Genomic DNA, 14,546 nt, shown 5'->3' with positions numbered 1-14,546 from the left:
ATTCGCACAAGTTTGGGGATTTTAGGATTAATTCTAAATTTTTAGCGGAAGTTTCCAAGTCTTGAATTTTGTCTCTTTTGTTTCAAGACAAAAGAGAATTATTTTAAGCTTTTATACTCTTTCCACTCCTGAAAACGGTAATCGATAATCTGTTTCATCACATCATAATTTTCGTACGTATCTTCAATATGATAAAAAGTTTCGTATTCAAAATCATTTTCTTCTGCTACAGTATCAAAAATATTAATGTAATCGGTAGCAAATGAGCTGAATTTATCTGCGAAATCGGTTTCGTCGGCATAATAATCTTTGGCAAAACTGTTTCCCAGGTCATTCAGATCATATTCAGAAAATTTTCCGTCCATAGATTCGATAATAAATTCTGCACCGGTTATTTCACGTTTTAACAAATTTTCAATTTCACTTCGTGAATCTTCCTTCAATTCGTCAGAATGCAAATTGTTGTTGATACACCAGTTAAGAAACATTCCGGTGTGTGTAGCGCCGTTTTTTTCGGGAAGTCCTTCAGGAAAATCTCCGCCATAATGCCACGAAGCATCATCATATTTAGTCATAATCTTTATTATAGTTTCAGACAGTTTAAATCAAAGATATAAAAAATCATTTTCTTTTGTTCACTACAGAGATTTTCACGTCATTTGTAGTGGATTTATTCAAAATTAAACGCATGCAAAACGCAGTTCTTATCACCATTGGTGACGAAATTCTTTCAGGAAATACGGTTGATACCAATTCAAATTTTATTGCTACCGAACTTAAAAATATAGGGATAAAAGTTTCTCAGATCATTACCATTTCAGACGAAATAGAAACAATAAAAGAGACTTTAAAATCAGCTTTTGAAATTGGAGACCTGATTATTACAACAGGAGGTTTGGGGCCAACGAGAGATGATAAAACAAAAAAAGCTTTAGCCGAATTTTTTGATGATGAAATTGCTTTGGATGAACCCACTTTCGAACACCTTAAAGCCTATATGGAAAGACGTGGTCGAATAGAAATTCTAGAAAGAAACCGTGAACAGGCTTTTGTGCCTACAAAATCTACGGTTTTTCAAAATCATTACGGGACTGCACCTTGTATGATGATGCAGCAAAATGGAAAACTGTCTTTCAGTTTACCCGGCGTTCCGTATGAAATAAAACCTCTGATAAAAGATCAGATTATTCCTTATTTAAAAGAAAAATTTAATCTTAATTACATTTCTACACGCATCGTTTCTGTGGTTGGAATTCCCGAAAGCATTTTGGCAGATCAGATTGAAAACTGGGAACTGGCTTTACCCGAAAATATAGCTTTGTCTTATCTTCCCGTCGGAACGAGAGTGAAACTGAGATTGACAGCAACCGGAGAAAATGAACAGTTTTTGCAAATTCAGCTCGAAAATCAAATTCAGAAACTATTTCCTATCATCGGTGAAAATATTATTGCGACTTCAGAAGATAAAATTGAAAAGATTTTAGGTGAGATATTACACGAAAAAGATCTTACGATTTCTACCGCAGAAAGTTGTACCGGCGGAGAATTATCTATTTTGTTAACTTCAAATCCGGGTAGTTCAAAGTATTTTATCGGTGGAATGGTAGCTTATGCAACGGAAATGAAAATTAATATTTTACATGTTTCTGAAAGCACCGTTGAGCGTTTTACGGTAGTAAGCGAAGAGGTTTCAAGAGAAATGGCAGAAGGTTGTCAGAATTTATTTAAAACAGATATTTCACTTTCTACAACTGGAGTCGCAGGTCCCGGAAAGGGCGAGGATGGTAAAGATGTGGGAACTGTTTACTATACAATCAGAGTCAAAAATAAATCTGAATCTTTTAAACTACATCTTCCGCATTTAGATCGACAGGATTTTGCATTTTTCGTATCTCAGAAAATTCTTCAGGATTTGGTAGGGATTTTAATAAAAAAATAAGCTTAGCTTAAAACGAAAGAAATTGTAATAAAGAAAGTCTTTATAATTTTGCTGAGCGAAACGCCTTTGCGACCCTTAAAACAGTGAATATTTATAAATAGCTTTGCGAACTTTGCGTTTAAAAATTTCACATTGTTTCCCAAAAATTCAATTCACAAAATAAATTAACTTTATCGTAACAAAATTAAATTTAAATATACTTATTGTATAAATTATTATTTACAATGAAAAAATTAACGCTTTCTTTGTTTTTATTAGCAGGGGTTTGTTCACAAAATACGTTGAACGCTCAGACTAAATCTACTCAATCAGCATCTACAACAGATAAAGGTTTAGACATCAGTTTGATGGATAAATCTGTTCGTCCACAGGATGATTTCTATAATTATGTAAGCGGAACTTGGATGAAAACTGCCAAAATCCCTTCTGATAAACCAACTTGGGGAAGTTTCAACAAATTGGCGGATGATACCGATAACAATTCGATGACAATTCTTAACTCGCTTCTGAAAGATAAATTTGCAGAAGGAAGTGAAGGCAAAAAAATCCAGGATTTGTACGCAACGTACATGAATATGGAGAAGAGAAATGCAGACGGAATCAAGCCTATTCAGGAAAACATCAACAAAATTGATGCAATCAAAAACCTGAATGATCTTCAGAATTATTTAACATCAGTTACCAAAGACGGAGAAAATAATTTCTACGGATGGGGTGTTTATTCTGATCTAAAAAACTCTAATATGAATGCAGTTTACCTTGGTGACGCCTCATTAGGGATGGGTAGAGATTACTATCAGAAAGTTGATGCTAAAAACACAGAAGCTCTTGCAGAATACCAAAAGTATGTAGCTTCTATGCTGAAAGAATTAGGGTACAAAAACGCTGATGCAGCTGCGAAAGGTATTGTAGATTACGAAAAAAGTATTGCTAAACATTTATTAACGAATGAGCAAAGCCGTGATAATACGCTTCAGTACAACCCAAAAACAATGACTGAACTTAAAACTTTGGTTAAAAATGTAGATCTTCCTGCTTATCTAAAGAAAGTTGGGGTAGATACAGACCGAGTGATTATTGGGGAGCTGGATTATTATAAAAACTTTGATAAATTGGTAAATGCCAAAACATTACCTGTAATTAAAGATTATCTGAAATTCCACATGATCAATGGAAGCGCTTCTTATTTAAGTGAAAAATTAGGAGATGCAAAATTTGCTTTTTATGGTAAATATTTAAGAGGTCAGCAAGAGCAGAGAGCTTTAAACAAAAGAGGATATGAGTTAATCAACGGTTCTTTGGGTGAAGCTTTCGGAAAATTATATGTTGAAAAATACTTCCCGGCTGAAGCAAAAGCTCAGATGGTTGAGTTGATCGATTATTTAAAGAAAAGTTTTGCAGTTCACATCAACGGTTTAGCGTGGATGTCCGCTACTACAAAAGAAAAAGCAACGGCTAAGCTAAATAAATTTACGGTAAAAGTTGCTTATCCTGATACATGGAAAGATTATTCTAAATTAAATATCGTTCCCGAATCTAAAGGTGGTAATTTATATGCAAACCTTCAGAATATTTCTGAATGGCAATACAATAAAGACTTAGCAAAAATCGGAAAACCGGTTGACAAAACAGAATGGGGAATGACCCCACAAACTGTAAACGCTTATTACAACCCGGTTTATAACGAGATCGTGTTCCCTGCTGCAATTCTTCAGCCGCCATTCTTTAATCCTAAAGCTGATGCTGCAGTTAATTTTGGAGGAATCGGTGCTGTTATCGGTCACGAGATGAGTCATGGTTTTGATGATTCTGGAGCTCAGTTTGATGCAGAAGGAAACTTAGTGGATTGGTGGACGCCGGAAGATAAGGCTAACTTCGAAAAAGCAACTAAAGCTTTGGCCTCTCAATATGATAAGTACGAGCCTGTAAAAGGAACTTTCGTAAACGGTACGTTCACAAATGGTGAAAATATTGCCGATCTTGGTGGTGTAAACATTGCGTACGACGCTTTACAAATGTATCTTAAAGATAAAGGTAACCCTGGCATGATCAGCGGTTATACACAAGATCAGAGATTTTTCCTAAGCTGGGCAACCGTTTGGAGAACTTTATCAAGTGAAAAATATATGGTAAATCAAGTAAAAACAGATCCGCACTCTCCTGGATATTTCAGAAGCTTCGGTCCGTTGACAAACGTTGATGCTTTCTACAAGGCATTTGATGTGAAACCTGGTGATAAACTATACAAAAAACCAGAAGACAGAATTAAAATCTGGTAATAATATTCAATACTATCAAAACCGTTCAGAAATGAGCGGTTTTTTTATTCAATAGAAGCGGGATTTAGCTCGTTTTCTTAATAAACTCTTCAAATGGCTTTAGCCAAATGATACTATTTTTCATTTGAATTTCAGGAATGTAAAAAAACGCACAAAATTAATTTAACATTAATTGCTATATTTGATCAAACTGTTTTACACATCAAAATTATTTTAATGAAAAAGCTAAATATTGCAGTACTTGCATTCTCAGGTATTGTATTCTTAAATTCTTGTGGTACTACCAAAAATACAACTGCAACTGTGGAAAAAGCTCCTACAAATATCGTTGTTGAGAATTCTTCAATGACTATTTATCCTGAAAACGGAATTAATTTATCTTATATGGATAAAACGATTCGTCCGCAGGATGATTTCTTCAGTTATGTCAACGGGAATTGGGTAAAAGAAACTCAGATTCCTTCTGATAAAGCAAGTTGGGGATCTTTCAATGCGTTGAGAGAAAATGTAGATGATGCTTCGCTAGGTATTTTAAATAAAATTTTAACCGAGAAATATGCTGAAGGCTCTGAAGGACAAAAAATTCAGAATCTGTATGCATCTTTTATGGATGTCAGCAAAAGAAATGCAGATGGTATCAATCCAATTAAAGGAGATCTAGCAAAAGTTGATGCCATTAAAAATGTAAATGATCTTCAGGAATATCTTTTAGAAGCAACCAAATTGGGAGACAATTCATTCTATGGTTGGAGAGTAAGCGCAGACATGAAAAACTCTAAGATGAATGCGGTTTATCTTGGTGGTCCAGATCTTGGTTTAGGAAGAGATTATTATCAAAAAGTAAATGAAGCCAATACCAAAACTTTAGCTGAATATCAAAATTATGTTGCTAAATTGTTTGTCGTTTTAGGATATAAAAATTCTGATGCAACGGCTAAAAATGTAGTTGATTTTGAAAAGCAACTGGCCAATTATTTATTGACTTTAGAGCAAAACAGAGATGCCAATTTAAGATATAATCCTAAAAATGTTACTGAGCTTTCTGGCTTGGTAAAAAATGTAAATTTGGCTAAATATCTGAAAGATGCAGGCGTAAATACTGATAAAGTAATCGTGGGTGAACTGAAATATTACCAAAATATGGATCAGTTTATCAATCAGAAAAATCTTCCGTTGTTGAAAGATTATTTGAAATATCATATCATCAATGGCAATGCAAGTAATTTGGGCGATAATCTAGACAATATCCGTTTCGATTTTTACTCTAAATATCTTCAGGGACAGAAAGAACAGCGAGCGATGGACAAAAGAGGTTTGGCGCTTGTAAACGGAGTTTTGGGTGAAGCATTCGGAAAATTGTATGTTGATAAATATTTTACGCCGGAATCTAAACAGCAGATGGAAATGTATATCGACTACATTTTAAAATCATTCAAAAAACATATCAATGATATGGATTGGATGTCGCCGGAAACCAAGGTAAAAGCTCAGGAAAAACTATCAAAATTCTCTGTGAAAATCGCTTATCCGGATCAGTGGAAAGATTATTCTAAATTAAAAGTAGAGGCTCCGGCTCAAGGGGCTACGTTATATTCCAACTTACAAAATGTTTCCGCTTGGCAATATCAGAAAAGCTTAGAAAAAGTAGGAAAACCTGTTGATAAAACGGAATGGGGAATGTCTCCACAAACCGTAAATGCATATTACAGCGGTTCAAATAACGAAATTGTTTTCCCTGCTGCAATTCTACAGCCACCTTTTTACAATCCTAAAGCAGATGCTGCGGTGAATTTCGGAGGAATCGGAGCAGTGATTGGTCATGAAATCTCGCACGGTTTTGATGACAGCGGTTCAAGATTCGATGGCGACGGAAATCTAAATAATTGGTGGACTGATCAGGATCGTAAGAATTTTGATGCAAAAGTTGGACAATTGGCAGCTCAATACAACGCTTACGAACCGGTAAAAGGAAGTTTTGTAAACGGAAAATTTACCAGCGGTGAAAATATTGGGGATTTAGGTGGCGTAGCGGTTGCTTATGATGCTTTACAGATGTATTTAAAAGATAAAGGAAATGTAGGTTTGATTAGCGGGTTTAATCAGGATCAGCGGTTTTTCATGAGCTGGGCAACAGTTTGGAGAACAAAATCTACCGATCAGTATATGATGAATCAGGTGAAAACAGATCCGCATTCACCGGGATATTTCCGAGCTTTCGGGCCTCTGGTAAATCAGGATTCTTTTATGAAAGCATTCGATATTAAGCCTGGAGACAAGCTTTATAAAGCTCCGGCCGAGAGAATCAAAATTTGGTAATTCTCGTATAATAACTTATTATTAAAACGCATCATTTTGGTGCGTTTTTTTGTTTATTTTTCATAGATTAGTGATACCAAAACATATTAACAATCATTCGGTTATCAATAGAGAATTGAATTATTTTAAGAAAAATCTTCACAAAATTTTGTATGTTACAGTTTTTTTATAAATTTAAACAATGGATTGGTCAAAAATTTGCTAATCCAAACCAAAATCAACAATCTCAAAATAATAATAATATGGCAATGTTTAATTATGGTGTTGGCGGAAACGAAGTCAAGGTCGACGCTAATGAAGCTATTCAGGAAATTCAGGAAAACAAATCGCTCATCGTAAGCCAGCTTACAACAGACGAAACTTATGTTCCCGAAATCGTTACAGGATTAAAAACCGTAGATGATGTTTTCAGACATTTTCAGCCTTCCGTCGCTGTACAGCATGAGACAGAAGATGGAAGTGTGGTAGAAGAAGAATTCCGTTTTCAGAATCTTGCAGACTTTACTCCCAAAAATCTTGTTCAGAAATCAGATTATCTTCAGCAGCTCAGCATGGAGCAGGAGCAGTACAATAAAATTGTACGTCAGCTGAAAACCAATAAGATTCTTCGCAATATGTTGGAAAACGAGCAGACCAGAGCTGCTTTTATTGAAGCATTAAAAGATGTTGCACAAGAACTTGAAAAATAATCTAAATTACCTACACAAATATTATGGATAGTAAATTACAGGCTGCAGAAAGTCAACAGCATAATCAACAACAACAGGCAGGCAGACCAAAAGGAAATCCGCTTGAAGAACTAAATAAAATCGGAGGTTTTGGCTTTATAGAATCTGTCGTAGACGGGATTGCCAATATGAACCCAACCAGAAAAGCAAGAAAAGAAATCTTTCTGAATGATGGTAATAAAACCGATGAGAGAAAAGAGCTGCTACAGAAAATTAATCTCTGGGTAGAGCTTTTAAGCAGTAACGAATCTGCCGAAAAAATGGCAGAAACTTGCAAAAATAAAGCACAAAATGCAGATCAGAATTTAAAGTTAAATCTTAAAAATTCTCTTGATGCTGTTCGTCAATTGGAAACTTCATACAGAACGGTTGCGCAGTTTTATAAAAATACAGAATTAGACAAGGTAGATAATGTAAGCATCGTCAATGCAACGTTAGAGCAGGTTTCAGATTTAGATAACCCGTTATTTATCGATGCTATTTCTGATGAGTTTAAAAATTATTACGACCGTTTAGATCTAAGAGATAACTATTCTATTTTGGCGATTCCGGGATATTTGGGATCGAATAAAGTAATTGAAAAATGGGCAAAAATCTGTAACGAAAACAAAGTAATGATGGTTACCGATTTTGCCAATCTTGATAAGCCTGATGATGTAGTCGATCTATTTCACTCTGCAAATCTTACGGGTGGCGAATTGCACAGAAGTAATGTCATTATGACGTGTAACTGGCTTGTTGGTCGTGGTAGAGCAGAAGAAGTAGGAGAAGAAGAAAATGTAGAACTTCCACCTTCAACTTCATTGGCAGGAAAAATTCACAAAACATTAATGTCACAGGTTGCTGCCGGTAAAAAACACGGTAATATCAACGAAGTAGATGCTGTGAAATTTGAATTAAAGAAAAGTGAAATTTCCCAGTTAGAAAAAATGGGATTGGTTCCTATGGTGAACGAATACGGAAAAATCATGGCATTCTCTGCAAAAACATTGTTTACAGGAGATAACATCGGTCTTCAGACGTATTCTGTAGTTCGTGTATTCGATTATGTAACTAAAGTTTTATTGGATTTCTTAAACAGAAGAGCCTTTGAAAACTGGAATGCAAGAAACGAAGACGATTTGAGAAAACAGATTGTAAGTTTCTTAGACGGTATCAAGGGTGCTGATAAATTAATAGAAAAGTTCAAAATTGTACGTTTTGAGCAGGATAAAGTAAATAAAGACAGAGTTTGGCTAGATATCAGACTGACTCCATACTTCCCGACAAAAAGTTTTGTGATCAAGCTTGACGGCCACAAAGGTGATGACGGTAACGAGTGGGATGCAGAATATATCCAGGATTAATCTTCCCAATATTTAATATAGAAACCGGTGCGTCAAAAACATCGGTTTTTTTTCTAATTATTTTTAAACGCGGTTTAATGAAAAAGTTTACGTTTTATACTTTGTTAGCCTGTCTGTTATTTGCTGTTTTAAGTTGTGAAAAAGAATATCAACGCCCCCGAAAATATGAAGTTGATCTTTTCAAAAACGAAAAAAAAGATAGCAATCAGGCTTATATAATGTCTGAAGACGAAGCTTACGGAATCAGTGATATGGTCGTGGCAAGTTCAGATATTTCTGTTACCGACAGTTCTTCAGGTCGAGGCAAAGCAATTTATATCTATAGCATCAATTCGGGAGATTTGTTATTCAGCAAAAGAGATTCTGTAATTTCGTATCCTTACCGGTTTCTTTCCAATCAGAGATTAAATCTTAAAAAAGAAAAAAATGATTCGGTATACGTCTTTTTAGAAAAACTTAAAGGCTATAAATCTATTGCAGAAGTGAAACAAATCAAATATCAATGGTTGAAAGGTGCACCAGTTTATCTTCTTGATAGCGCAAAAAAATAATTTTATCTTTGCCTCACTAAAATGAATTGGTTTTTTGGAAAAGAATAAAAAAAGTTCAGACTTTCTTCACATCGGGAACAAGCTGCTGAAGTGGTATGATAAAAATGCGAGAGATTTACCGTTCAGAAAAACCAAAGATCCTTATAAAATCTGGATTTGCGAGATCGTTTTTCAGCAAACCCGAATTGCTCAGGGATTGAATCACTACAATAATTTTATCGAAAGATTTCCCGACCTAAAAACTTTGGCAGAATCTTCTGAAGATGATGTTTTGCTGTATTGGAAAGGCTTGGGGTATTACTCCCGTGCCATCAACATTCATAAAGCTTCACAACAAATTATTAATGACTATAACGGAGTTTTTCCTTCTGATTACGAAGAGATTTTAAAACTCAAAGGTATAGGTAAATATACCGCTGCCGCAGTTTCAAGTATTTGCTTTGGTGGAAAAATGCCCGCAGTTGATGGAAATTTTTATCGGGTTTTAAGCAGAATTTTTGCTGATGATTTTGATATTTCAAATTCACGAGCTTTTAATTATTTTTCGGAATTATCAACTTTGATTATGCCTGAAAATGTAGGCGATTTTAATCAGGCAATGATGGATTTAGGCTCGGAAATCTGTAAACCCAAAAATCCTTTGTGCGGAGAATGTCCTGTAAATGCTGATTGCCTTGCTTTTTCTTTACATAAAACTTCACAATTTCCTGTCAAAACTAAAAAAGTAAAGACGGAAGATTTACACTTAAAATATTATTTCGTTCATCGGAACGGACAGTTTTTAATCCAGCAAAGAAAGGATGATTTTATCTGGAAGAAATTATTTGAATTTCCACTGAGTATTTCTGAAGATTTAAATACATTTATTAAAAGTCTAAAAACCGTCAGTCATAAGCTTACCCACAAAAATTTAAGCATAGAAATTTTTAATGTTGAGGTTGATTCTGAATCGGCTTGGCAAGATTTTATTGCTCAAAACAATTACATTATTACGGATGTTGAAGGTTCGCACGAAAGATCATTTCCGAAACCTTTAGAAAATTATATTCAAAATTACGATATAGCGTATAAAATTTTTTAATGTTAAATATGAAAAATCTCCAACATAATTGTAATTTCTTAGGAATCTAAGCGCTGTTTTTTTATTTATTGTTTATTAAATGAGTTGAGAATCCTACGGAATGACAGACTTTATGGATATTGGCATTTAAATAAATTCTTGTTATCCAAATTTCAAAACTCATTGAAATGCTGAAATTTGTGTCCTTAAATCTAAAATCTAATTTGTATTTTTGCAAAATGATTAAAAAAGTCATTTTTATTTTTCTTTCAATGTTGATTATTTCGTGCGAAAAAGAATCTACTCCAAAGCCTTACGGTGAATTGAGATTAGAGTATCCCGCACCAAAATATCAGAAATTTGAGCCCAATTGTCTGTATTCTTTTGAAGTTTCAGATTATGCTAAAATTTATGATGCAAAAAAACCTTGTTGGTATTATCTTAATTACCCGAAAATGAAGGCTAAGATTTTCCTGACGTATTATCCAATAAACAATGATTTTGCCCAGCAGATCATGGAAACCGAAAAAATGGTTTATAAACATACTGTAAAAGCGAGTTCTATCGATACAAAATCTTTCGAATATCCTGAGAAAAAAGTCTACGGAAATTTTTATGAACTGAAAGGTCAGGCTGCATCCAATCTGCAGTTTTATGCAACCGACAGTACAAAGCATTTCGTAACGGGCTATTTATACTTTAATTCCAGACCAAAACCAGATTCTTTAGCGCCTGCAATCGATTATATCAAAAAAGATATGATGCATTTGCTGGATACTTTTGAATGGAAAAAATAAAATAAACAGAATAAATTACATATGAATCGGTAAGATTACATATAATTAAAAAAAATAGATAAAAATACATATGAAACTTTTAGTCGTAGGAAGCGTGGCATTTGATGCAATTGAGACGCCGTTTGGTAAAACAGATAAAATTTTGGGTGGTGCAGCTACTTACATCGGGATTACATCTTCTATTTTGGGTGTGAAATCTGGAATTGTATCGGTAGTTGGTGGAGATTTCCCACAAGAATATCTTGATATGTTTACCAACAGAGATGTAAACATCGAAGGAATAGAAATTGTAAAAGAAGGAAAAACTTTTTTCTGGTCTGGTAAATATCATAATGATTTAAATACAAGAGATACTTTAGCTACTGAAGTGAATGTTTTGGAAAATTTTGATCCAAAAATTCCAGCTTCTATGCAAGATGCAGAGATTTTGTTATTAGGAAACCTTCACCCTGGAGTTCAGCTTTCAGTTCTAGAAAAAATGAATAAGCGCCCAAAATTGGTTATTTTAGATACCATGAATTTCTGGATGGATTCTGCAATGGATATTCTGAAAGATATGATTGCTAAAACTGACGTAATCAGCATCAATGACGAAGAAGCTAGACAGCTTTCCGGTGAATATTCTTTAGTAAAAGCAGCTAAAAAGATCCACACAATGGGGCCTGAATATGTGATTATCAAAAAAGGAGAGCATGGAGCTTTATTGTTCCATGATAATAAAGTATTCGCAATTCCTGCACTTCCTTTAGAAGAAGTTTTCGATCCGACTGGTGCGGGTGATACTTTTGCAGGCGGTTTTGCAGCTTATCTTGCTAAAAAAGGAACCTTTGATTTTGAAACCATGAAGTCTGCATTAATCGTAGGTTCCGCAATGGCATCTTTCACCGTAGAAAAATTCGGAACAGAAAGAATTCAGGAGGTAAATGAAGCAGATATTACAAACAGATTGAAGCAATTTAAAGAATTGACAACTTTTAATGTAGAATTGCAATAAATCATCTCTTTTTAAGAAATATTTATAATAAAAAATTGAGTGCAATTCATTAAGAATTCTAAATTTGCAACTTGTTTAAAATAGTATAATGACAAATAAACTAAAAATCACTTTCCTTCTTGCAGTCTTCACGATGTTGTTCTCAGGAAACATCAATGCTCAGCTAAAGAAAGGTCAGTTGGTAGACGGTATTGCGGCAGTAATTGGTGATGAGATCGTTTTGGAATCTGATGTTGAAGAGCAGATGAATTACGGAAAACAGCAGGGTGCTTCAACAACCGACAGATGTGAGTTTTTGGAAAACTTAATCAATAATAAACTTCTGGTATACGAAGCTAAAAGAGATACCCTGATCGAAAACCGTTCTGCGGCGATTAAAGATGGGGCAAATGCAAAGTACAACCAATTGCTTTCTCAGTTTCCGGACGAAAAGTCGATGCTTACTGCGTATAAGTTCAGAAATCAGTTTGAGATGAAAAATGCCATCGAAAAAATTGATACCGATCAATATTACGGACAGGCAAAATATGGAAGAATTACAGAAAAAGCCGATGTTACTCCGAATGAAGTAACAGATTTTTTCAACATGTATAAATCTCAGCTTCCTGAAATAAAAGATGAAGTTTCTCTTTCTCAGATTATGATGTATCCTAAATTAACGGAGGCTCATAAAGAAGAGTTAATAAGCAAATTAAAGAAAATCAAAGCTGATATTGTAGGTGGAGAGAGTTTCGAAAGTCAGGCAAGAATTTATTCTGAAGACCAGGGAACAGCACCAAATGGAGGTTTGATGAAAAATATCTTTAAAGGACAAATGGTAAAGCCTTTCGAAGCTGCAGCATTAAACTTACAGGAAGGTGAAATTTCAGACCCTGTAGAATCTGAGTTTGGATACCATATTATTCAGTTGGTGAAAAAATCAGGGAAAGCCTATGATGCAAGACATATTCTTTTGATGGCAACACCTACAGATGCAGAAATTACTACTGCAAAACAAAAATTAGACAGTATAAGAGGTTTGGTCTTAGCTGAAAAATTGAGTTTTAAAGATGCTGCATTTAAGTTTTCCGATGATAAAAAAACTAAATTCAATGCGGGTGTTATTACCGGTGGAGATGGTTCAAGTAAAATCGAAAGAGAAAGTATTCCGGGAGTGATTAGTTACGAGCTTGCCGGTCTTAATAAAAATGATATTACAACTGCGTTTGATGATGAAGATGACAGAAAGAGAAAAGTTGTAAAAATCATTAAAATTGAAGATGTTATTCCTGCGCACCAGATAACTCTTGAAACAGATTATGACAGAATAAAGCAGATGGCTCTCAACAAGAAAAAAAGTGAAATGATTGAGAAGTTTGTCAATTCAAAACTTCCAACCACATTTATTTCTATAGACGGTCGATATGACAGCTGTGATTTTAAAGGGAACTGGAAAAAAGAATCTCTTAAAAAATAATACAAAACCTTCAGAACTTTCTGAAGGTTTTTTTGTGAAAATAGTTCTCACATGTATTATAGAATCTACGTTTTTAGTATTTTTACCTTATGAGTAATTTTATAGATTTCAACTCCGCTAAAAAGCTTCATGAAATGAACGAAAACAAAAATAGAGTCACAGAACTTTTCAATATAAAATATCCCATTATTCAGGCCGGTATGATTTGGCATTCAGGTTGGAAGTTGGCTTCGGCAGTTTCCAATTGTGGTGGATTGGGTTTAATTGGTTCGGCAAGTATGTATCCGGATATTTTAAGAGAGAATATTCAGAAATGCAAGAAAGCTACCGATAAACCTTTTGGTGTAAATGTCGCTTTGCTTTACCCCAATTTAGAAGAAATTATCAATATTATTCTGGAAGAAGGCGTGAAAATAGTCTTCACTTCTGCTGGGAGTCCTAAAACATATACCGAAACGCTTCAGAAAGAAGGTTTAAAAGTCGCTCATGTGGTTTCTTCAACCAAGTTTGCCGTTAAATGTGAAGAGGCAGGGGTTGATGCAATCGTTGCTGAAGGTTTTGAAGCAGGAGGTCACAACGGAAGAGATGAAACAACAACTTTTTGCCTGATTCCGAATGTTAAAAAACATATTTCAAAACCATTGATTGCTGCAGGAGGAATTGCTTTGGGTTCTCAAATGAAAGCAGCAATGATTTTGGGCGCAGACGGAGTTCAGATCGGAAGCCGTTTTGCGGCAACACAGGAAGCAAGTGCTCACGAAAACTGGAAAAAGAAAATTACAGAACTGAATGAAGGCGATACGATTCTTACTTTAAAAGAACTGGCGCCCGTAAGAATGGTTAAAAACAAATTTTTCAACGAGCTTGAGGAAATATACAATGTAGGAAGAAATGCCGAAGCTTTGGTCGCTTCTTTAGGGAGAGCGAGAGCTAAAAAAGGAATGTTTGAAGGTGATATGGAAGAAGGTGAATTGGAAATCGGTCAGGTTTCAGCTTTGATTGACGAAGTTCTTCCTGTGGAAACGGTTTTTGCTAACCTTTTAAAAGAATTTAATGAAACAAAAAATCCGAGCTTATAAA

At 34.6% G+C, this 14,546-nt stretch carries 12 protein-coding genes; 11 read left to right on the top strand and 1 reads right to left on the bottom strand.

Annotated features, from left to right (window positions below; translation table 11 throughout):
- Positions 1-98: 98 nt before the first annotated feature.
- Positions 99-575 (bottom strand): hypothetical protein, encoded by a 477-nt coding sequence (locus OH814_RS17220; RefSeq protein WP_308829014.1) that lies wholly within the window; start codon positions 573-575, stop codon positions 99-101.
- Positions 576-688: 113 nt separating this feature from the next.
- Between OH814_RS17220 and OH814_RS17215 the strand changes: the two genes are divergently transcribed.
- From OH814_RS17215 to OH814_RS17165, 11 genes are all read left to right on the top strand, one after another.
- Positions 689-1,939, top strand: coding sequence for a CinA family nicotinamide mononucleotide deamidase-related protein (locus OH814_RS17215; RefSeq protein WP_308829013.1), 1,251 nt, complete (start codon positions 689-691; stop codon positions 1,937-1,939).
- Positions 1,940-2,163: 224 nt separating this feature from the next.
- Positions 2,164-4,218, top strand: coding sequence for a M13 family metallopeptidase (locus tag OH814_RS17210; RefSeq protein WP_076561760.1), 2,055 nt, complete (start codon positions 2,164-2,166; stop codon positions 4,216-4,218).
- A gap of 216 nt (positions 4,219-4,434) precedes the next feature.
- Positions 4,435-6,534: a M13 family metallopeptidase gene (locus OH814_RS17205; protein ID WP_308829012.1), complete on the top strand. Its 2,100-nt coding sequence runs from the start codon at positions 4,435-4,437 to the stop codon at positions 6,532-6,534.
- A gap of 152 nt (positions 6,535-6,686) precedes the next feature.
- Entirely contained in the window at positions 6,687-7,223 is a 537-nt protein-coding gene (locus OH814_RS17200; protein ID WP_083677075.1) for a type VI secretion system contractile sheath small subunit, read from the top strand.
- Between the two features lie 23 nt (positions 7,224-7,246).
- Positions 7,247-8,608 carry a DUF5458 family protein gene (locus OH814_RS17195; protein WP_123885786.1) on the top strand — a complete coding sequence of 454 codons (1,362 nt, stop codon included), beginning with the start codon at positions 7,247-7,249 and terminating at the stop codon, positions 8,606-8,608.
- Between the two features lie 77 nt (positions 8,609-8,685).
- On the top strand, positions 8,686-9,159 hold the full coding sequence (locus OH814_RS17190) for a hypothetical protein (protein WP_308829011.1): 474 nt from the start codon (positions 8,686-8,688) through the stop codon (positions 9,157-9,159).
- Between the two features lie 34 nt (positions 9,160-9,193).
- Entirely contained in the window at positions 9,194-10,240 is a 1,047-nt protein-coding gene (gene mutY / locus OH814_RS17185; RefSeq protein WP_308829010.1) for an A/G-specific adenine glycosylase, read from the top strand.
- A gap of 218 nt (positions 10,241-10,458) precedes the next feature.
- The gene (gene gldD, locus OH814_RS17180) at positions 10,459-11,016 is read left to right on the top strand and encodes a gliding motility lipoprotein GldD (RefSeq protein ID WP_115619935.1); all 558 of its coding nucleotides are present in this window, start codon (positions 10,459-10,461) and stop codon (positions 11,014-11,016) included.
- Between the two features lie 70 nt (positions 11,017-11,086).
- On the top strand, positions 11,087-12,010 hold the full coding sequence (locus OH814_RS17175) for a PfkB family carbohydrate kinase (RefSeq protein ID WP_308829009.1): 924 nt from the start codon (positions 11,087-11,089) through the stop codon (positions 12,008-12,010).
- 88 nt (positions 12,011-12,098) lie between these two features.
- Positions 12,099-13,466: a peptidylprolyl isomerase gene (locus OH814_RS17170; protein ID WP_115619933.1), complete on the top strand. Its 1,368-nt coding sequence runs from the start codon at positions 12,099-12,101 to the stop codon at positions 13,464-13,466.
- A 134-nt stretch (positions 13,467-13,600) separates the two neighbouring features.
- Positions 13,601-14,545 (top strand): nitronate monooxygenase, encoded by a 945-nt coding sequence (locus tag OH814_RS17165; RefSeq protein ID WP_308829008.1) that lies wholly within the window; start codon positions 13,601-13,603, stop codon positions 14,543-14,545.
- Position 14,546 lies beyond the last annotated feature (1 nt).

The organism is Chryseobacterium sp. CFS15, assembly GCF_031118795.1.
Lineage (GTDB): Bacteria > Bacteroidota > Bacteroidia > Flavobacteriales > Weeksellaceae > Chryseobacterium > Chryseobacterium indoltheticum.
Note: the sequence above shows the minus strand (reverse complement) of the source record. Positions and strands in the feature narration are given on the sequence as shown.